This is a genomic window from Haloarcula amylovorans (assembly GCF_004681185.1).
Classification (GTDB): Archaea; Halobacteriota; Halobacteria; order Halobacteriales; family Haloarculaceae; genus Haloarcula; species Haloarcula amylovorans.
In genome coordinates this window covers 77,994-98,301 of the sequence record NZ_SRIF01000005.1, presented here as the reverse complement: position 1 = coordinate 98,301, position 20,308 = coordinate 77,994, and the positions used below count along the sequence as shown (strand labels likewise).

Below are 20,308 nucleotides of genomic sequence, written 5' to 3'. Positions count from 1 at the left end.
GCGAATCCGCCGACGCGACGACGCGGTGACACGGATGTTACCTCGCTGGGGTGTTTATGCGGGTCGAGCGTCTACCGAAAGATACCATGAACATGCTCGTAGCGGGCGAGTGGCGGACGGACGCCTACAGGAGTACGAACGACGACGGTGAGTTCGACCGACAGGAGACGACGTTTCGGGACCGCATCGAAGACGACCCCGACGCGCGGTTCCAGCCCGAAGCCGGGCGCTATCACCTCTACGTCTCCTCTGCCTGCCCGTGGGCACACCGGACGTTACTCGTGCGCAAACTGAAAGGATTGGAGGACGCCATCAGTGTCGACGTCGTCGACCCCTACCGCGACGAGGACGGCTGGCAGTTCACGTCCGAGAAGGAGGGATGCACCGAGGACTCGCTGTACGGCGCTGACTACCTCCGAGAGCTGTACGTGAAAGCCGACGACGACGTGACTTGTCGCGTGACGGTGCCCGTCCTCTGGGACAAACAGGAGGAGACCATCGTCAACAACGAGTCCGAGGAGATCCTGCGGATGCTCGACACCGAGTTCGATTCGGTGGCCGAGAACGACGTGGACCTCTACCCCGAGGGGTATCGCGAGGAGGTCGACCGTGTCATCGACGACATCTACGACCCGATCAACAACGGCGTCTACCGCGCCGGCTTCGCGGACACGCAGCAGGCCTACGACGACGCGGTCACGGACTTGTTCGACGCACTAGACCACTGGGACGACGTACTCGCGGACCAGCGCTATCTCGCCGGCGACCGCTTGACGGAGGCGGATATCTGCATGTTCACGACGCTGGTTCGCTTCGACCAGGTGTATCACACCCACTTTATGTGCAACCGCCAGCTCATCCGGGAGTACGACAACCTCTGGCCGTATCTCCGAGACTTGTACCAGACCCCCGGCGTCGCCGAGACGGTGAACATGGACCACATCAAGGAACACTACTACACGACCCATCCCGACGTGAACCCGAAGCGTATCGTCGCCGTCGGTCCCGACCTCGACTTCGAGGCAGCACACAACCGGGACGAGTTGGCTGGCGGATCGCCAAATGAGATTCCCTCGACACATTGAAAATGGTGCTGTGGCCACCGTATCGAGGAGTGAGTAGGGGAGAGGGCTTTTAGCTGACACCGAGAGAGCACAAGCAATGCGTGGGGAGACAGACAGGGGTATCAGTCCCGTCATCGGGGTGGTACTCGTCGTCGCCATGGTAGTCGTGCTCTCGGCGACCGTCGCCGTCTACGTTCTCGATTTCGGCGACCAGCGAGCGACACAGGCACCGCAGATGGCGATCGTCGCGGAGTACAGCGAGCGGACGAGCGGGAACGGGGAGTATCTGAATCTGAGCTTCGAGAGCGGCGAGACGCTCGATAAGCAGAATCTCTCACTCGTCGTCTCGGGCGCGAGAGATTCGGGTGGGACGGCCGCACCGTTGACCGGTGATCCACTGGGGACGCAGGCACCGACCAGAATCACGTCAGGCATCGAGATAACGATGCACGCCGGGCACTTCGACGCGGTGGACCCGGCCGCTGGCGAACACCTCGACCTGAGCGAGGCGACGCTCCGACTGGTGTGGAAGCCGACTGACGCGGGCGACGCCGACAGCTACGTCATCTACCGGTGGCCCGAACCGAGCCGTCGTTAGGAGTCTGAGAGGATTATCTCCTCGGCTTCGTAGTCTTCGATGAACGACCCCGGCCCGCCGATCGTGACCGTTTCCTCGCCCGTATCGACGACGAGCGTGTGCTCGATGGGATAGGCGTTGGTCTGTGGTTCGACGAGGCCCTGCCGCGTATCGACGACGGTCCCTTCGAGCGTCTGAACGTCGGTGTCGGCTTGCACCGGGTGGACCGACGCGGTGACGTGAACCGGGTCGTCGGCGCGCAGTCGGAGCGTCGCCTGCAACACGGGTTGCCGGAACCGCCGGTAGGTCGCGGGTAGTTCGCGCGGTTCGGCGACGTACAGTTCGGCCGCCATCGGCCAGTAGTTGCCGAGGAACGACCCCGAGAGGACGGGGACGAGTTGTTCCTGAACGAACGCGATGGCGCGCTGGTCGGAGTTCGACCGCATGACCATGTCGGCGGGCGCGACCAGCCCGAACTGTCCGTCGACGGTGAGCATGATGGGCATCTCCTGCTGCCAGGACCGGGCGACCGAAGCCATCCCAGCGACGTCCTCGCTGCTGACGTCGGTCGCGTTGCTGACGACCAGTAACACCAACACGCCACGGTCGACGGCCGCTTCGAGTTCGCCGGCGATCTCCGAGAGATACTGCTGTGGGACCGACAGCATGACCTCGTTGTTGGCGTTGGAGATGTACTCCGTGAGCCGTTTGACCACGGTCACACGGGATTTGATGACGTCGAACTGCTGGGTGCGGCGCTCGGTGTCGGAGTAGCGGGAGTCGAGCGCCGTCTCCATCTCCGAGAGCTGGTTCGATAGCGATTCGATGACCTCAGACGGCGGCCGTGCGCGAATCGTCGTCGGCACGACGTGGTCGTTGACCTCGACGAACCCTCGGTCTTCGAGTGATTCGCTGATACTGTAGACGTATCGCTTGGAGACGCCGGTGTTGTCGGCGATTTCGCTGGCTTTCGCCTCGCCGTTCCGGAGTATCGAGAGATACGTGTCCACCTCCTTCTCCGAGAGCCCTAGTTGCGTAAGCCGGTCCGCGAGCGTCGAATCGTCCATGTTATCTCAAAATCATCGGTAAGGCAAGTAATTTCGTTTCGGTCTCCAGCGGCGGGTGGCCGCCAGCAGCGGCAAGGTAGTTGTAATAGTTCATTACGACTTGAGAAACCATTAAGGTACTGGTCGTACAGGCTCTCGTATGACACGAGAAGCGATTCCGACCGCGACCGCCGACGCGACGTGGACGGTCGGCGAGAAGTATGGGTTCGGCACCGTCGCCGACCACGACGACGCGGACCCGTCACGTATCTGGTATACACTGACCGAGGGCGCAGTCACCGAAGTGCGATTCCCCCGTATCGACGTGATGAACGTCCGCGAACTGGACTTTCTCGTCACTGACGGAGAGAGCTACGCCGCCCGAACCTTCCGAGAGCGGCGCGACCTGCCGACGACCGTCGAACGAACCGCCGAATCCGTCAGCGAGGACGCCCTTCTCTTCCGGCAGACCGCTCAGCCGACCGACGACCACGACTGGTCGCTGACCGTCGAACACGTCGCTCATCCCGACGAGGACGCTCTCCTCCTCGACGTAGACTTCGAGGGCGAGGGGTACGACCTCCACGTCGTCGTCGATCCGGCGCTGTCCTGCCACGCCGACCACGACGTCGCTCGCGCACGCGAGGTCGCGCTGCTCGCGGCCCACGACGCACCCGAGGACGCCGAACCGGCGTTCCGGACCGAACAGGGCGACCCCATCGACGTTGGACTGGGCGTTGCGAGCGTGGACGGATTCGACTGGACGACCGCGGACGTCCGCGAGGGTGCCGTCGAGACGACGCTCCTCGAAACCGGCGCGACAGACGAGCGCCACGACGAGGCCCGCGGCAACGTCGTCCTGGCCGGCACGCTGTCGAGTCACGACACGACGCTGGCGCTCGGTTTCGCCGAGGAGAGCGACGACGAGGCCGCGCTGGCGACCGCCGAAGCCGCCCTCGACGACCCCTTCGAGGATGTTCGTGCGGCCTACGCCGATTCGTGGGAACGATACCTCGACGAGGTGCCAGTTCCCGACAGCGTCGCCGGTGACGACGACCTACTGGCACAGTACAAGACCGCCGTGATGGTGATGAAAGCCGCCGACTCCAAGGAGTTCCCCGGCGCGGGCATCGCCAGCCCCTCGGTCCCGTGGGGTGACGCCGTTGCCGCCAACGACCCGCAGGACTACGGCTACAACTACGTCTGGCCGCGCGACCTCTATCAGGCCTACACCGCCTTCGACGCCATCGGCGACACGCAAAGCGCTATCGACGCGACGGAGTACGTCTACGCCTACCAGCAGGACGCTGACGGCTTCCTTCCGCAGAACACCTTCCTCGACGGCCGGACCCGCTGGGGCGGCGAGCAGATGGACGAGATCGCCTTTCCGCAGGTGATGGCCCAGCAACTGAAAGAACGCCACGGCTACGACTTCGAGGAGGCGACCTACGGTTACGAGAACGTCCGCCTCTCCTCGGATTACGTCGTCGGGACCGGCCCGCACTCCCAGCAGGAGCGCTGGGAGGAAGAGCCCGGCTACTCCCCATCGACGACGGCCGCCGAGATCGCCGGGCTGGTCTGTGCCGCCGACCTCGCTATCGACGCTGGCGAGGACGCCGACGCCATCGCCTATCTGGGCGTCGCCGACCACTGGGTCCGAAATCTCGAAGAGTGGCACGCGACGACGACCGGCACCGCGAAACATACCAACACGCCGTACTACGTCCGCATCACCGACCAAGGCAACCCCGACGACGGCGAGTTGCGCACTCACAACAACGGCGGCGGGATGCTCGACGAGCGGAACATTTTGGACGGCGGGTTCCTCGAACTCGTTCGGTTGGGTATTCTCTCGGCCGACGACCCGACGGTTCGCAACTCCGTCGCGGAGTACGACGACGACATCATGGTTGAGACGCCCCATGGGCCGGGCTGGTACCGCTACACCGGCGACGGCTACGGCGAGAAGCGCGTCCAGCCGGGCGCGCCGTGGCAACCGGACATGACCGGGAAGGGGCGAATCTGGCCGTTCTTCACCGGCGAACGCGGCGAGTACGAACTGTTGCTAGACGAGCGGGACTTCGAACCCGAGGACCTCCTCGCGACGCTCGCAGCCTTCGCCAACGACGGGCGGATGCTCCCCGAACAGGTCTGGGACGAGGACGGCGAGAACGACTTCGACTGGGAGTTCGGCGAGGGCACGTCCAGCGCGACGCCGCTCTCGTGGACCAACGCGCAGTTCGTCAGGCTGGCGTGGAGCATCGACGCGGGCGAACCCGTCGAGACGCCCGCCGTCGTCCGCGAACGCTACGGCGGCAGTCCGTTGGCGGCCGGCCCCGAACTCGACGTGAGCGTCGAGCGCGACGGCGACACTGCGCGCGTCACCGGCCACACCGATGGCGACGACCTCGTGGTGAAGACCCGCGCCGAGACGGTCCACGTAGACGGCGGCGACGTAGACGTGACCGTCGCTCTCGACGATTCGGCTCGCGTCACCGTCGTCGCGTCGACCGGTGAACTGCCGGCTATCGGGACGACGGCCGTCGTCCGGTCGGTCTGAGCGACGGCGGCCGGTCGAACTCGACGCTATCGGCCGTCTTCAAGGACGAAAAAGTATTACAGCAGATTTTATAATGAGGGACGTGGTGGGTAGTGGCAATGACGCTTCGGACATCGTTGAACGATTACAAGCGCAACCGGGACCACGACCGGAAGTTCCCGGGCGAACTCCGCTCTACGACTGGCACCTTCTCTGGACGGGGTGACCGCCTCGTCCACGTCGACGACGACGGTGCACTGCAGGATTACTCCTATCCGCTCAGCGGTCTCTCGGGCATCGACAGCTCTCGCTTCGGTGTCGCTGGCGAGTGGTTCGACGCTGACGCCAACCAGCGGTACGACGACGCGGGCGTCGTCGTGACGGTACACGACCAGGAGGGATGGCAAGTCTACCAGCGAGACCTGACCCTCGGTCGAGCGCACGTTACCCAGTTCAAACTCGCTGGCGACGCACCCGAGAACCCCGACTTGCAGGCGTACGTGCGGTTCGCGCCCGACGGACGCGAAGGCCAGACCAGCCTCCTGTTCCACGAGACCGCCGTCGAGGCCTACCACCGACGCGAGCACGACTACGTCGGAACCTCGACGGGTTTCGAGGAGGTCCACGGACAGATCCCCGAACGATTCGACGAACTGGTCGACGAGGACCCCGTCGAGTTCCCGCGCCGAACCGACGAGGAACGGTACGAGGACGCGGTGATGACCAGCGGCGTTCTCCTCACCGCACCGTTCGAAGACGGGACCGTCACCCTCGTGACACTCCTGGCCGAACGAGGCGAGACGGACCGCGAGTCGGCGCTCTCGACCGTCGAACAGGTGGCCGACGAGTACGCCGATGTCGACTCGCTTCAGACCGAGAGCGCCGCGGCGCGCGACTGGTCGCTTCCCGACTCGGCACCTCGACGCGAAACCGTCGTCTCCGACCTGCGCGTCGTCTCGTTGCTGTCGGCCGAGAACGGGGCCCGCATCGCTGGCCCGGACTTCGACCCCTTCTACGTCACCTCCGGCGGCTACGGCTACACGTGGTTCCGCGACGACAGCGAGATCTCACGGTTCCTCCTCGACAGCGCGCAGACGCTCGGTGTCGACATCGACCACTGGCACCAGCGGTCCGCGGACTTCTACCGTCGGAGCCAACTCGACGACGGGAGCTGGCCCCACCGCGTCTGGCCCGGTGACGAGACGCTCGCGCCCGGCTGGGCCAACGCCCGTCTCGAAACTGGCGCGGACACCGACTATCAGGCCGACCAAACCGGCAGTATCGTCGGCTTCCTCGCCACCTACCTTCGGACCGGCGACCCCGACGACCCCGAGGGACTCGAACAGTCCATCGAGGACGCCATCGAGAGCCTCGACGACACGCTGGAGGCCGACGGGCTCCCCATCGCCTGTCAGAACGCCTGGGAGAACATGCAGGGCCGGTTCGTCCACACCGCCGCCACCTTCCTCCACGCCTACGCCGCCGTCGCGCGCGCGCCGGTGTCGACCGACCTGCGTGATCACGCTCGGGCACAGGCCGACGCCGTCCTCGACGGCCTCGACGCCCTCTGGACCGGCGAGTTCTACGCGCTTCGGGAACACGAGGGCGAACTCGACGAGCGCCTCGACTCCGGATCGCTCGCTCTGCCCGGTGCGTTCCGGGAGTACGCCGCCGTCGCCGACCTCTCGGAGACGACGCTCGACCGCCTCGTGACCCACGTTGAGGCGACGCTCGACGGTCTCGAACGTGAGACCGACGCCATCCGCGGACTCGTCCGCTTCGAGGGCGACGACTGGCGCTGTCACGGACAGGCCGGGGAGAAGGTCTGGACCGTCTCGACGGCGTGGGGAGCCAACGCGGCCGCCGAACTCGGCAGCCTCCTCGACGCCGTCGACGACGACCGAGCTGCCGACGCCTACGGTCGGTCGCAGGACCTCCTGAGCGAGATTCTCCCCGGCGGGTCGCTCGTCCGGGACAATGGCTATCTTCCGGAACAGTTGTTCGACGACGGCACGCCCGACTCCGCAACGCCGCTCGGGTGGCCACACGCGCTACGGCTGGCGACCATCGCCCACCTCTCGGCGGCCGGCGAACAGCGAGCGGAACCACGGGAAGCCGCGGAGTAGCGAGGGTCTGAGTGAAACGAAGACCCTCGAATTGTGAACGAGGAGCGTAGCGACTCGTGAGCAGTAGCGAGGGGCGCGCGACTGAAAGGAGCGCGGCCCTCAGAGAAGCGCAGCGGAGAGGGACCTTCGGTCCCGCAGGCAGTCGGGCGGCGTTGCCGCCCGACGACGGCGAAGCCGCGAGCAGTAGCGATGGATCTTCGCGCACGCGAAGAGCCGCAGTAAGACGACCGCAGGGAGCGGCCCTCGTCAAAACGACTGGGGAGTAGCGGCATAGTTTTTCACCGCACGGTCGCCACTCGTCGGGTCGGTTCTCGGAAATCTGGAAAACGGTGGGTCGTTACTGGGGCGCGGTGACGGTCGGTTCGTCGGCCGCTGTGACTGCCTCGCCCGTCTCTGTGTCGAACAGGTGGACAGAAGACTCCTCGAAGGAGATATGAATCAGGTCGCCGACCTCCGGTTCGATGTCGGCCGGGACGCGAGCGATGAAGTCCGGCGCGTCCTCGGTATCGAAGCTCCGCGATTCCGTTCCGAGATCCAAGTAGAGGTAGTTGTCGCTCCCGATAGGTTCGACCACGTCCACCGTCGCCGGGACGGCGTCCTCTCCGCCGTCCTCGCTGACGACGACGTGTTCCGGCCGGATACCGAGGACGTAGGTGCCACTGATGTCGCCGAACGTGTCGGTCCGGCCCGACGTGAGGTGGTAGGAGAACGCGCCGTCGGCTCCAGTCAGGCGGACGCCGCTATCGATGGGTGTGGCCTCGATGTCGATGAAGTTCATCGATGGTGACCCGACGAACCCGGCCACGAACTGGTTGGTGGGGTTCTGGTACACCTCGGTGGGCTTGCCCGTCTGCTGGAGTTTCCCGTCGTTGAGGATGACGATGCGGTCGCCCATCGTCATCGCCTCTTCCTGGTCGTGGGTGACGTACACCGACGTGATGCCCAGTTCCTCCTGCAGGCGCTGGATCTCGGTCCGCATCGTCGTCCGCAGTTTCGCGTCTAAGTTCGACAGCGGTTCGTCGAAGAGGAACACGTCGGGTTCGCGGACGATAGCGCGGCCGAGTGCGACCCGCTGTTTCTGCCCGCCGGAGAGTTCCCCGGGCGTGTCGTCGAGTAAGTCCTCGATGCCCATCATCTCCGCGGCCTCGTAGACGCGCTGTTCGCGTTTCTCCGCGGACATGTCCGTGCTCATCCGCAGGCCGAAGGCCATGTTCTGCTGGATGGTCTTGTGCGGATACAGCGCGTAGTTCTGAAACACCATCGCCACGTCGCGGTGGCGCGCGTGAACGTCTGTGATGTCGTTGCCGCCGATATGGATACGACCGCTGGTCGGTCGTTCGAGACCGGCGATCATCCGCAGCGTCGTCGATTTCCCACAGCCGGACGGTCCCACGACCGTTACGAACTCTCCGTCCTCGATGAACAGTTCCAGGTCGTCGACCGCGACGATGGACCCACCATCGAACTCCTTTCTCAGTGCTTTCAGTTCGAGACTCGCCATTAGTACCCGTGTACGTGTCCCGCATGATAAATGTTCCCCAAAAAAGTGAATCTATGAGGGGAAATTTCGTAGGTTTTTTTTCCGAGACGAGCCGTGAGAATGGCAATAGTTCACATCTATCAAACGATAGGCGGGGTGAAGTGACGGCGTGAGAGGCACTGATCAGCAACGTAGCCTTCGGCGGTGGGGGCTACCACGACCGTTATGCCGGCGCGCACTGCTCGTCAGTCACGAGATACACATCGGAGTGAAAAGAGGAGTGACAACGCCGACAGGCAGTTCGTTAGGCCTCGCAGACCGGGTCGTCGTCCGAGTCGTCGGGCGTCTCGGATGGGTAGTCTGGACCGTCAGTCGGTTCATCCGGGTCGTCGGCCGGTTCGTCCGGTTGCTCCGGGGTCTCGGGTTCGGGAAGCGTCGCCCTCCCCTGACCGGGTTCTAGCGCGAACACCCGGTCGCCACCGAAGAAGAGCCCGTCTCCGTACACCGCAGGGCCCTCGCCCTCGACGCCGTACTTGAACAGTTTCGACCCGTCGGCCGCAGCGTAGGCGGCGTCCTCTGTGTAGACAACGCCGTCGGCGACGTTACCGAGTTTCGCACCCTCGTACTGGAGCGTGCCATCCTCGCGCGAGACGGCGACCGTCGCGGTAACTTCTTCATCGACGTCGAAACGGGGGCTGTAGTGGGTGTATACCGACTCGTCGTCTACGATTGGGGCGTGCCATCGCAGACTGACGTTCGTCTGCAGTTTGAACGTCCACTCGACGCTGCCGTCGTCTGCGTTCAGAGCGAGCAGTTTGTAGTTGTCGTTGAACTCGTCTCCACCAACCGCACCGCTCGTGTAGACGGTACCATCGTCGATGGCGAGCGTCTGGACTGCCGTCGCACTGAAGACGTTCCCGTCGAATGTCCAGACGATATCGCCGGTCTCACCGTCGAATGCGACGATAGTACCGTCGGCCTTCGTAAATACCATCCCGTCTTCGGCGGCGGCCGCTCCGGCAGTGAAGCCGTAATCCGGGTCACCACCGCCGACTTCGGCCGACCACAGTTTCTCGCCGGTCTCCGCGTCGAGAGCGACGAGCACACTCTGAATTAGGGTACTCTGGCCGATAGCGAAAACCCGGTCGTTGTCGACTGTAATCGTGGTGTAAGCCAGTCTCTTTTGACTGGGGCCTTCGGGCGGGTTCCGCTGGAAACGCCACTTCTCGGTGCCGCTCTCGGGGTCGACTGCGTAGACGGTTCCTCGAATGCTACTGGGGTTTCCGGTGCCGACGTACACTGTCTCTCCGTCCGTCGCGGGCGTATGAAACCGGTTTCCTATGTCGATATCATCTGTGTCGGCCTCTCGTTCGGAGTCGTCAGTCGAGAACGCCCAGCGGACGTCACCGGTGGCCGCGTCCATCGCGTAGAACTCGTTTGCTCCGACGTACGCCGTCCCGTCGTAGACGACTGGCGTCGAGTAGCCACTGTCGCTTCCCGGTTCCGGGTCCGCCACCCAGCGGCGGTTGACTCCCTCTTTCGGCCCGGACGCGTCGGGGGCGTAACTCGTGTTCCCCGGCCCGCCGTGGATGGAGGTCCAGCCGGTGAGAGCATCGGTAGAACCACTGCTGTCACTGTTATTGGAAGACTGCTGTGCGAGGGCGCTGCCGACGCCGCCAACGCTGGTGAGGGCGGCCGCGCCGCCGAAGGCTTTGAGAAGCGCTCGGCGGCTGGTACTACTATCGGAGGTCTGTCTTGACATCGCATCGGATTCTACGAATAGCTTTCTTATTATTATCAAGTCAAATATATCCTAGTAGCAGCCAGAAACTATATGAAACAATAACCCGCAGCATTTAACCAGCATCTAAACCCCTCACGAGGAGAGTTTGTGAAACGGGCCGTGTATCACGGCTGCCCCCTGAGAAGGAGCGCCATCGCAAGCGGGAGGGTCGCTCTATAGCCGGTGAGTTCTCACGTCACTCCGCGACGCGCGTCACGACCACGTCGGCGACCCGCAGACCGTCGTCGGTCGTCACGTCAGTCTCTGAGAGGAGGTCGCGACCGGTCACCTCGCGGTCGAGGGTAACGGTCGCGTCCTTGGCGGCGAAGTTCAGGACGACCACGAGCGTCTCCTCGTCGTCGGCGCGCTCGTAGGCGACGACACCATTCTCGTCACCGTCGACGACGGTCCACTCTACCGGGTCGACGCCGGGCGCGCGCAGCGCGGGATGTTCGTCCCGAACAGTCACCAGTCGGCGGTGAAAGTCGGTCAGTTCGGTGTCGCCGTCGTGCCAGCGCATCGTCCCTCGTTGCTCCTCGACGCCGCGTTCCTGTCCGTAGTATATCATGGGCACGCCGGGGACGGTGAACGTCGCCCCGACGGCCGCTCGGAGCGGTTCTGGCCCGCACTCGTCGCGGTAGCGGTCCTCGTCGTGGTTCTCGACGTAGCGCATGTGAACCGCGCGGTCGGGGTAGCCCCACTGCTGGGACTCCGCCAGGGCGTCGAACAACACCGTCGCCGGTTCCTCGCCGCGGCCAATGTCCTGCAGGGCGAAATAGAAGTCCGGGTCGTAGTGGACGTCGAACTCGTTTTCCCGGAAGGCGGCGTCACGGTGTGGCACCGTCTCGTCCAGCAGGAGGAACTCGGAGTCGTGGGCTTTCACCCGCTCGCGGACTTCCTTCCAGAAGCCGTGCGGGACGCCCCACGCCACGTCACAGCGGAAGCCATCGACTTCGTCGGCCCACTCCTCGACCACGTCGAGCATCCACCGGCGGACGGCGAGCGAGTCGTAGTTGACGTTGGGGATTCGCGTCCAGTTGAAGTAAAGCCCCGGAGCGTCGTCACCCGCCCAGTCCACATCGGTCACATCGGACTCGGCGGGGACGCGCTCGTAGTGATCGGCGTACTCCGGGACGCCGGCGCGGTGGAACTGGAAGTACGGGTGGTCCCGCGAGGTGTGGTTGACGACGAGGTCGAAGATGACGCGGATGTCCGCTTCGTGGAAGCGGTCGACCAGCGACCGGAACTCTTCGCGCGTGCCGAGGTCAGTGGCGGTGTCGAAAAGGTCCGTGATGTGATAGCCGTGTCGCGTCGGACTCTGGACGACCGGGGTGAACCACACCACGTCGACGCCCAACGACTCGATGTACGGAACCCGGCGCTCGATCTCCTCGAAGGAGGTCTCCGCGATGTCGCCGACGAACTCGCGGACGAAGATCTCGTAGATGGTCGCGTCGGCGGCCCACTCGGGGGCGTCTGCGGGCCGGGAGATCGTGAGGTCCCCGGACGCGCCGGAACGGATTTCGAGCGTATCAGCGATGCTGTGCTGTTCGGCAACGGCGACGGCGTGGACGCGAGAGAGAACCGGCAGTGAGTCGACGGGCGCTCGCAGTTCGTCGCCGTCGATATCGACCGCCGATTCGTCGAGCGAATCTCTGTCGTCAAAGTGGAACTCTACATCGGGGTCGTTCCCGTCGGGCGCGGCGCGCGCGTCAGCGGTGACGACCAGTTCCTCGCCCTCGCGGTAGCTGTCGAGTTCGATACGCGGTCGGCCGGCCCCCTCGATAGTGACTTCGTCGGTCGCATACGGATCGAACTCCCCGTCGAACGCGAAACTCGCCGTGTGCGTCCCCGGCGGGAGTTCCGTTTCCAGAACCCACTCGCCATCTTCTTCTGTCGCCCAGTGACTGCCCATCGTGAAGTCGTTGAACTTCCCGAAGACGACGCAATTCTCGGCATCGGCGACGTCGGCGGGGTCGCCTTCGACGACGTCGTCTGCAGTGGCGCTGAACCGAACGGGTTGCGTGGTCGAGGCCGGGAACGCACGCACTGTCTGCGTGTGCGTCCCGTCCGGCGCGGAGAGTTCAACGCGGTAGGTGCCCGGCGCGTCCGGTTCGAGGTGGACGACGGGACCGTCGCCCAGCGAGACCGAACTCGACGCCGGAACGTCCGCGAGTCGCCATCGGAAATCAGCGTCGGGCTCCGGCCGCCGTGGCGCTAATTCGACTGACTCGCCGACGGAGCAAAACCGTGGTGGACCGGGGTGGTGCATAGTCCAAGCGTTGCCAGCCCGCTATTTCACAGTTCCTATTTTTCGAACTTAGTTTGAATAGTCAACCGTAGATTCAGCCACTGGCGGTAGGAGCGAAGTATGATTTCGTATTACTTTTGTGCATGGAGGATAATTTACGTCGTGAGCGCCGGGTAATACCGTTCACGCCACCCGCTCGCCGAGTGATTCTTCGATCATCATGAGCTGTAGCAGTCGGAGCATATGTGATGAACGTTTGTGAGTATCCGAATGATTTAAGTTGTGAAAGACTATTTCATCCATTATCCATCCATGACAATGGACCGCAGAACGCTGATGAAACAGATTGGTGGTATCGGTGCCGCGACAGCACTCGCTGGCTGTAGCGTCCAAGAGAACAACGACGGCGGAAGCGACGGCGGCGACGGAAACTCCAGTGACGGCTCGGACGGGTCGAGCAGCAGCGGCTCGGGCGGGACCGCCACAGCGTGGTACTCGCTCTCCGATAGCGAGCTCGCGATCCGTGAAGAGGTCATCAGCACGTACAACGACGAGACCAGCAACACAATCGAAGGGGCGGACATCTCCGACCTCCAGCAGAAGACGACGAGTGCGATTCCGGCCGGCGAGGGACCACACATATTCGACTGGGCACACGACTGGGCTGGCAACGTCTACGAGCAGGGCTTCGTCGTGGATAAGAGCGACGAGGTGTCGATAGACCTCGGCCAGTTCACGGAGACGGCACAGGACGCCATCCAGTACGATGGAAACCTCGTCGGTCTCCCGTACGGTGCCGAGACGGTGACGCCCATCGTCAACCGAGACATCGTCGATTCGACGCCAGAGAGCGTCGACGAGATGCTCACCCTCATTGAGGAGAATCACGACCCGGACAACGGCCAGTACGGACTGGCGTTCCCGTTCGCCGACGGCTACTTTACTAGCGCGTGGCTGCACGCCTTCGGTGGGTACCTCTACGACAACAGTGCCGACGACAAACTCGGCGTCAACAAGAGCGAGACGGTACAGGGCGTCGAGTTCATGCTCGAGAACTTCGTCCCGTACATGCCGAACGACCCGACCTACGAACCGCAGGCCGCGGCGTTTAACGAGGGTAACGCCGCCTTCACCATCAACGGTCCGTGGTCGCTGGCGACACTCAACGACAACGACGTCAACTACGAAGTCTTCAGTTTCCCCGAGATGAGCGACGGGGAGCCGCGGCCGTACACGGGTATCCAGATGTGGTACTTCGCCTCGGCGATGGAAGACGGCGGCGACGACGCCGCGGCCGCACGGGAGTTCACCGAGTGGTTCGCAACCAACGAGGACCACATAACCAAACTGGCGAGCGACCTCGGCTCGATCCCGGTCCTCAGCAACCTCGTCGGCGGAGACGGCCTGCCCGAGACGGTGCAGGCCTACTCTCAGTCGGCCGGTCAGGGGACGCCGATGCCGAGCCACCCCGACATGGACGGTGTCTGGCAGCCGGTCAACGACGCCCTGACTCGTGCGTTCAACGGCGATTCCTCTGCTCAGGAGGCGATGGACGCCGCCGCAGAGCAGGTCCGTAGCAACTGGGAAGACTAACCCGCATAATGAGTACGGCAACACGCGTTGCAGACCGCGTCGAAAAGATTCCGTTCCTCGATAGTGACGACGCTTCGCTGCTGTTGGTGTTGCCCGGACTGTTCGTCTTCTCGACGTTCATGCTGTTTCCGGTCGTCTACCTGATCGGTATCTCCTTTACCAACGCCGAACCGGCAAATCTCTTTGCCGGTGAGGGCATCATCGCGGTGTTAACCTTCGGCGAGGCGTCGTTCGTTGGTATCGAGAACTACGTGAGCGTCCTGACCGACGGACAGTTCTGGAACTCCTTCGGCGTGACGTGGCTGTTCGTAGCGACGAGCGTCATCCTGAAGATATTCCTGTCGGTGTCGGTCGCACTAGTCGTGACAAGCGACTACGTCCGCGGCAAGCGGCTGATGCGTTCGTTCATCATCCTCCCGATGGGACTGCCAGCCATCTTCACCATCACGGTGTGGCGCGGAATCTTCAGCTCGGCTGATTTCGGACTGATGAACCAGCTATTAACGGGGCTAGGCTTCCAGAGCGTCGGTTGGCTTTCGGGCCGCTGGACGGCCTTTATCGCTTACAACGTCACCGAAATGTGGCTCGCGTACCCGTTCATGGTCATCATCACCGTCAGCGCCCTACAGGACGTCTCGGAGGAGCTACACGAGGCCGCCGTCGTCGACGGAGCCGGCTTCTTCTCGCGGTTCTTCCACGTCACCTTACCGTCGATCAAGCGGCCGGTGCTGTTCGCGACGATTCTCACCTCGGCAGCGTCGTTCCAGCAGTTCCTGATCCCGTACGTGTTCAACCAGGGCGGCCCGGCCAGAGCCAACGAGCTCATCATCGTCTACGGCTACCGGGAAGCGCTGAGCTTCCAGAAGTACGGCCGTGGGGCGACCATTAGCATCATCGCGCTGGTGTTCATCGGCGCGTTCATGTGGCTGAACGTCAAGAAAGGACGACTCGCCGACGGGGTGAACGACTGATGGATCTACTGAGTAGTATCACACGAAAGCTCGCAGAAGACGCAAAGAACGTCGCGACCGCACCTGCCCGAACGCTTCGTGATTGGCGACACACCGCTCGGAGCGTGCAGAACGGGGAGTTGCCAGCCAGCGAAGTGCTGAAGATCATCGGTGGGACCATCGTAGCACTCGTCGTCGTGTTATTGTTGCTCTTTCCCATCTACTGGATCCTGACGGCGGCGCTATCTGGCAGCGGTGCCTCGTTATACACCTCGAACGACTTCAGTCTCTTCCCGGAAAACCCGACGTTGCAGCCATTTATCTGGGTACTCGGTGATATCGGGATACCCAGTCTGGTCGTCTCGATTCCGCTGAGCAACCTCTCGCTAGTCACGCCCGAAGTCATGCTACTGGACGCCTCGGCCTACGGTGTCGAGCGTCCCTCGAGCTTCAAGACGTACCTCTGGAACAGCGTCACTGTCGCTATCCCGACGGTACTCATCGCGATGGCACTGATTATTCCGGCGTCGTATGCACTGTCGCGCCGTGAGTTCCTCTTTCGTCGGAAGGTACTGTTCCTCTACGTCCTGTTGACGCAGGTTGGAGGCGGCCTCGGCGTCGCCCTGCTGATCGGGATGTACGCTATCTACGTCCAGTTCGGGCTCAACGACAGCAAGCTAGCGCTTGCGGTGTACTACGCTGCGACGGCCGTGCCGTTCAACACGTGGCTATTGAAGACGTACATGGACGGCATCCCGGTCTCCTACGAGGAGGCCGCCGTCGTCGACGGCGCGCCGCCGTGGCGGGTCGTCACGGAGGTCATTCTCCCGATGTCCGCCGCCGGTCTGGCGACCATCTTCATCTTCATCTTCCTGACCGGGTGGACCGAGTTCGTCGTCGCCCAGACGCTGTTGGGCACCGAGAACTACACGCTCCCGGTCGGTCTGTACTCGTTGGTCGACGAGTACTCCATCCCGTGGGCGCGCTTCTCCGCGTTCGCGCTCACCTTCGCGCTGCCCATCATGCTGGTGTACCTCTTCGCACAGCGGTACATCGAGGGCGGCCTATCCTTTAGCGGGATGGAAGGGTAATTCGACCGCGTATTCTCCCGTTTTCTCTGCTCGATAGCTACCGCAGTCGGTCGGCGACGCGCTCGCGGTCGGCGGGTTCGTTCACGTTGTGACACCAGCCGTCGAGTTCGACCGCCTCGACGCGGTGGCCCGCGTGGACGAGGAGGTCGATGGCGTCGGCGAGTTCGTACTCGCCGCGGGCCGACGGCGTGACGAGTCGAACCGCCGGATCGATTTCGGCGTCGAAGACGTAGAATCCGCGCGTGGCGAGCGACGACGGCGGGTCATCGGGTTTCTCGACGAGGCCAGTAACCCGGCCGTCGGCGTCCGTCTCGACGACGCCGGTCGTCCGGGCCTGCTCGCGCGCGACGGGTTCGACCAGTAGCGTCGCGGCGGCGTCCGTCTCGCGGTGTCGCCGGACGGCGGCATCTAGATTGGCACGGCAGACGTTGTCGCCGTTCATCACGACCACGGGAGATTCTTCGACTGGGAACGCCTGCCGAAGGGCGTGGGCCGTTCCGAGTCGATCGGGCTGTTCGACGTAGCCGAGCGGCGTCTCCCGATACGACTCGCCGTAGTGGGCGACGATATCGTCGCCCCGGTAGCCGACCACGACGACCAGTCGGTCACACCCGACCGACAGCAGCGCGTCGAAAGCATACGAGAGTAGCGGACGCCCGGCAACTTCGACCAGCCCCTTCGGCCGCTGTTCAGTGAGCGGTTGCATCCGAGACCCCTTCCCGGCGGCCAATACGACGCCGTCCATGTCTGTCCCGTCGACCGACACGGAGAAATGATTGGTGGCGATGCGAGAGATAGCCGGAAGACGAGTCGGATAGTAAACGCGGGTCAGACTTTTGCGCCCCCGTCACCGAGTTTGAGTGATGGCCGGAGACCTGTACGTGGGTGTCGTTTGCGGTGACGGGCCGTGTCTCGCGGTAGCGTTCGGACCGGACGGGTACGACCACACCAAGCGTTGCGACAGCATCGGCGACTGCTGGTCGGGATACGAGGAGACCGCCGCGCGGATATTGGTTGACATCCCCATCGGGCTCGTCGAGTCTGGCGATCCGGTTCGTCGCTGTGACGAACTCGCCCGAACGGTGCTCGGCCCCCGAAGCGTGGCCGTATTCGACCCGCCCGTGCGGGAGGCGACCCGAAAACGGCGTTACTCCACGGCGAATCGGGTTCACGAGCGAAAGAGCGGGCAGGAACTCTCGGAGGCGGCGTTCGCCCGCCGCGAGGGAATCGCCATGTGTGACGAACTCCTTCGGGAAGTCCCCGAAGCCGCCGCCGTCGTTCGCGAGTCCCACCCGGAGCTTTGCTTTCGCGCGTTCGCGGGAGAACCGCTGGAATACCCCCGCGAGACAGCCGGCGGCTACGCGGAGCGGATGCGGACGCTCGTCAACTACGACCGCGACGCGGCACCACTGGTCCAACGAGTAGCCGAGGCGACCGACGGCCACGACGTAACCGTCGCCGACGTCTTAGACACCGTGGCGCTCGCGTACACCGCGCGGCCCGCCGACGGCGACCTACGGACGCTCCCGTCCGAGCCGCCGACGGATGCGGCGGGACTCCCGATGGAACTCGTCTATCGGGCAGAGACGCCGCTCTCGACCGAGTGAGCACGCGGTGGACGACGGTTACACGCCAGGCGACAGCAGTCGCTCGTCGGTGAGAATAATTGCGAGACTGTAGACAAGAAGTCCGTCTTACAGCCGTTCGAGGTTCGTCGCGCGCGGACCCTTGTCCGCTTGCTCGATGTCGAACTCGACTTCCTGCCCCTCTTCGAGGTCAGGACCGCCGACGTCTTCCATGTGGAAGAACACGTCCTCGTCCGCATCCTCTGTTTCGATGAAACCGTACCCGCCAGTGTCGTTGAAGAAGTCGACTTTGCCTTTCGCCATTGTTAGAGCCGTGTAACGTTGGTTGCGCGCGGACCCTTGTCCGCCTGCTCGATGTCGAACTCGACTTCCTGCCCCTCTTCGAGGTCAGGACCGCCGACGTCTTCCATGTGGAAGAAAACGTCCTCGTCCGCGTCCTCAGTGTCGATGAAACCGTAACCGCCAGTGTCGTTGAAGAAATCAACCGTTCCTTTCGCCATTGCATCTCCAAAGATGCCGGGACCACGGATAACAGTTCCGGTACGACCATCAGACCACAGAACGACGGTAGAGAGGCAGTAGCAGCGAGTTACCGCATTCGGGCCGTTCTTGTCGGTCGCTTCCGACTGTGGAACATGCTCCGTCGACTCAGAGAGAACGGCCCGGTCGTCCTCGTCCCGCTGGCGTGGACGTTCGCCACTGCTGCCCACCTCGGCCTGCTGGCCGCTCGGACAGTACTCATCGCGCACGCGGTCATGGCGACGATAATCGCCGCGTTCACCGTCCTCTCGTGGCGGGAGATGACCGACGGTGTTCTGCTGGTGTGGCGACGTGTGCTGGTCGTCGGCCTTCCCATCACGCTAGCGGGTGTCGCCGGACTGCTCGGCGACATCGAACCGCTGTTGACCGCCACTGTCGTCCCAGCGGTCGGTCTCGCCTACACTGGTCGACACGTCGACCGCACTCCGTGGGCCTATACCGGTGGGGCGGCGGCGAGCGCCGCAGGTGTGGTCGTCTACCTCGCGGGTGTTGCGCTCCCTGTTTCGGCGCTGGTACTCGCCGGACTGACGCTGACGAACGTCGGCCAAACCGCCGGCATCGTCGCTGCCGTCCGTGACTACTGACCCTCGCGTTCGCCGACCTGCACGAGTTGCTTGCCGATGTTCTCGCCCTCGAACAGGCCGAGGAAGGCGTTCGGGGCGTTCTCGAGGCCCTCGGTGACCGTCTCGCGGTACTCGATGTCGCCGGTCGCGACCCACTGCCCCAACTGCTTGGTCGCCTGCTCGAAGCGCGACTCGAAGTCGCCGACGAGGAACCCGCGGACGGTGGCCCGCGACTGGATGAGCTGTGTGAGCTTGCGCGGCCCGACCGGAATATCTTCGTCGTTATACTGCGAAATCTGACCACAGACGGCCACGCGCGCGTCGACGTTCAACTGCGTGAAGACGGCGTCGGTTATCTCGCCGCCGACGTTGTCGAAGTACGCGTCGACGCCGTCGGGCGCGGCCTCCGAGAGAGCCGTGCGGTAATCGTCCGTCTCCTTGTAGTTGATCGCGATGTCGAAGCCCAGTTCGTCTTCGAGGAACTCGACTTTCTCCTCGGAGCCGGTGAACCCGACGACGCGGGCTCCCTGTAGCTTCGCCAGTTGCCCGGCGACGGAGCCGACGGCACCGGCCGCACCGGTGACGACGAACGTATCGCCGGCCGACGGTTGGGCGACTTCGCGCGTGCCGAAGTACGCGGTCAGCCCCGGCATGCCGAGGACACCGAGCGCCGTCGAGACGGATGCGACGTCGGGGTCGACCGGCGTCAGTTCCGGGCCGGGTGCGGTGGCGTAGTCGGCCCACTCGAGGTTTCCGGTCACCACGTCGCCAGCCTCGAAGCCAGCGCCGTTCGATTCGACGACTTCGCCGACGACGCCGCCCTGCAGTGGGTCGCCGACATCCCACGGTTCGGCGTAGGACTCGCCCTCGCGCATCCGATCGCGCATGTACGGGTCGACGGAGAGATACAGCGTGCGGACGAGCGCCTCGCCCGGCCCGGGGTCGGGGACCGACTCCTCGGACAGTTCGAAGGTGTCGCGGTCCGGCGTTCCCTCGGGACGCTTCGCCAGCCGATAGACGCGGTTAGTCTCGGACATCACGAGCCATACACCGGAGACCCGAAAGGGGGCATCGAAAGAAGAGATATACACCGGTTTAAAGTTTATTCGCTCGCCGTGT

17 protein-coding genes are annotated in these 20,308 nt (G+C 63.8%); 9 read left to right on the top strand and 8 right to left on the bottom strand.

Going from position 1 to position 20,308, the window contains the following annotated elements; all coding sequences use genetic code 11:
- The first annotated feature begins 86 nt into the window (after window positions 1-86).
- Complete coding sequence (locus tag E4S61_RS17920; protein ID WP_135305314.1) at window positions 87-1,085, top strand: glutathione S-transferase family protein; 999 nt, start codon at window positions 87-89, stop codon at window positions 1,083-1,085.
- Between the two features lie 76 nt (window positions 1,086-1,161).
- Window positions 1,162-1,662: a type IV pilin gene (locus tag E4S61_RS17915; protein ID WP_245180824.1), complete on the top strand. Its 501-nt coding sequence runs from the start codon at window positions 1,162-1,164 to the stop codon at window positions 1,660-1,662.
- On the opposite strand, the gene E4S61_RS17910 is transcribed toward E4S61_RS17915, so the two are convergent.
- The gene (locus tag E4S61_RS17910) at window positions 1,659-2,708 is read right to left on the bottom strand and encodes a TrmB family transcriptional regulator (RefSeq protein ID WP_135305313.1); all 1,050 of its coding nucleotides are present in this window, start codon (window positions 2,706-2,708) and stop codon (window positions 1,659-1,661) included. The two genes, E4S61_RS17915 and E4S61_RS17910, sit on opposite strands and share 4 nt — an antisense overlap.
- A 139-nt stretch (window positions 2,709-2,847) precedes the next feature.
- On the opposite strand from E4S61_RS17910, the gene E4S61_RS17905 reads away from it, so the two are divergent.
- Window positions 2,848-5,247, top strand: coding sequence for a glycoside hydrolase family 15 protein (locus tag E4S61_RS17905; protein ID WP_135305312.1), 2,400 nt, complete (start codon window positions 2,848-2,850; stop codon window positions 5,245-5,247).
- A gap of 98 nt (window positions 5,248-5,345) precedes the next feature.
- On the top strand, window positions 5,346-7,352 hold the full coding sequence (locus tag E4S61_RS17900; protein WP_135305311.1) for a glycoside hydrolase family 15 protein: 2,007 nt from the start codon (window positions 5,346-5,348) through the stop codon (window positions 7,350-7,352).
- A 337-nt stretch (window positions 7,353-7,689) separates the two neighbouring features.
- Here the strand turns inward: E4S61_RS17900 and E4S61_RS17895 are convergent, their stop codons facing one another.
- The 3 genes from E4S61_RS17895 to E4S61_RS17885 form a co-directional block, all read right to left on the bottom strand.
- On the bottom strand, window positions 7,690-8,853 hold the full coding sequence (locus tag E4S61_RS17895) for an ABC transporter ATP-binding protein (RefSeq protein ID WP_135305310.1): 1,164 nt from the start codon (window positions 8,851-8,853) through the stop codon (window positions 7,690-7,692).
- A 283-nt stretch (window positions 8,854-9,136) separates the two neighbouring features.
- Window positions 9,137-10,594 carry an outer membrane protein assembly factor BamB family protein gene (locus tag E4S61_RS17890; protein ID WP_135305309.1) on the bottom strand — a complete coding sequence of 486 codons (1,458 nt, stop codon included), beginning with the start codon at window positions 10,592-10,594 and terminating at the stop codon, window positions 9,137-9,139.
- 217 nt (window positions 10,595-10,811) lie between these two features.
- Window positions 10,812-12,887: an alpha-amylase family glycosyl hydrolase gene (locus tag E4S61_RS17885; RefSeq protein ID WP_135305308.1), complete on the bottom strand. Its 2,076-nt coding sequence runs from the start codon at window positions 12,885-12,887 to the stop codon at window positions 10,812-10,814.
- Window positions 12,888-13,178: 291 nt separating this feature from the next.
- Between E4S61_RS17885 and E4S61_RS17880 the strand changes: the two genes are divergently transcribed.
- The 3 genes from E4S61_RS17880 to E4S61_RS17870 are packed head-to-tail and all read left to right on the top strand — an operon-like array spanning window position 13,179 to window position 16,500.
- On the top strand, window positions 13,179-14,459 hold the full coding sequence (locus E4S61_RS17880; protein ID WP_135305307.1) for an extracellular solute-binding protein: 1,281 nt from the start codon (window positions 13,179-13,181) through the stop codon (window positions 14,457-14,459).
- A gap of 8 nt (window positions 14,460-14,467) precedes the next feature.
- Complete coding sequence (locus tag E4S61_RS17875; protein ID WP_135305306.1) at window positions 14,468-15,430, top strand: carbohydrate ABC transporter permease; 963 nt, start codon at window positions 14,468-14,470, stop codon at window positions 15,428-15,430.
- On the top strand, window positions 15,430-16,500 hold the full coding sequence (locus E4S61_RS17870) for a sugar ABC transporter permease (RefSeq protein WP_135305305.1): 1,071 nt from the start codon (window positions 15,430-15,432) through the stop codon (window positions 16,498-16,500). Before E4S61_RS17875 ends, E4S61_RS17870 begins: the two co-directional genes overlap by 1 nt.
- Before the next feature lie 37 nt (window positions 16,501-16,537).
- Here the strand turns inward: E4S61_RS17870 and E4S61_RS17865 are convergent, their stop codons facing one another.
- On the bottom strand, window positions 16,538-17,245 hold the full coding sequence (locus tag E4S61_RS17865; protein WP_135305304.1) for a nucleotidyltransferase family protein: 708 nt from the start codon (window positions 17,243-17,245) through the stop codon (window positions 16,538-16,540).
- A 118-nt stretch (window positions 17,246-17,363) separates the two neighbouring features.
- Here E4S61_RS17865 and E4S61_RS17860 point away from each other — a divergent pair, with 118 nt between their 5' ends.
- The gene (locus E4S61_RS17860) at window positions 17,364-18,107 is read left to right on the top strand and encodes a DUF429 domain-containing protein (protein ID WP_135305303.1); all 744 of its coding nucleotides are present in this window, start codon (window positions 17,364-17,366) and stop codon (window positions 18,105-18,107) included.
- An 87-nt stretch (window positions 18,108-18,194) separates the two neighbouring features.
- Here the strand turns inward: E4S61_RS17860 and E4S61_RS17855 are convergent, their stop codons facing one another.
- Window positions 18,195-18,389, bottom strand: a complete 195-nt coding sequence (locus E4S61_RS17855; RefSeq protein WP_135305302.1) for a cold-shock protein — start codon at window positions 18,387-18,389, stop codon at window positions 18,195-18,197.
- A gap of 2 nt (window positions 18,390-18,391) precedes the next feature.
- A complete protein-coding gene (locus E4S61_RS17850) occupies window positions 18,392-18,586 on the bottom strand; it encodes a cold-shock protein (protein WP_135305301.1) in 195 nt (64 codons plus the stop codon).
- Between the two features lie 135 nt (window positions 18,587-18,721).
- Between E4S61_RS17850 and E4S61_RS17845 the strand changes: the two genes are divergently transcribed.
- Complete coding sequence (locus E4S61_RS17845; protein ID WP_135305300.1) at window positions 18,722-19,210, top strand: hypothetical protein; 489 nt, start codon at window positions 18,722-18,724, stop codon at window positions 19,208-19,210.
- Here E4S61_RS17845 and E4S61_RS17840 read toward each other — a convergent pair.
- Entirely contained in the window at window positions 19,204-20,226 is a 1,023-nt protein-coding gene (locus tag E4S61_RS17840; RefSeq protein ID WP_135305299.1) for an NADP-dependent oxidoreductase, read from the bottom strand. The two genes, E4S61_RS17845 and E4S61_RS17840, sit on opposite strands and share 7 nt — an antisense overlap.
- Window positions 20,227-20,308 lie beyond the last annotated feature (82 nt).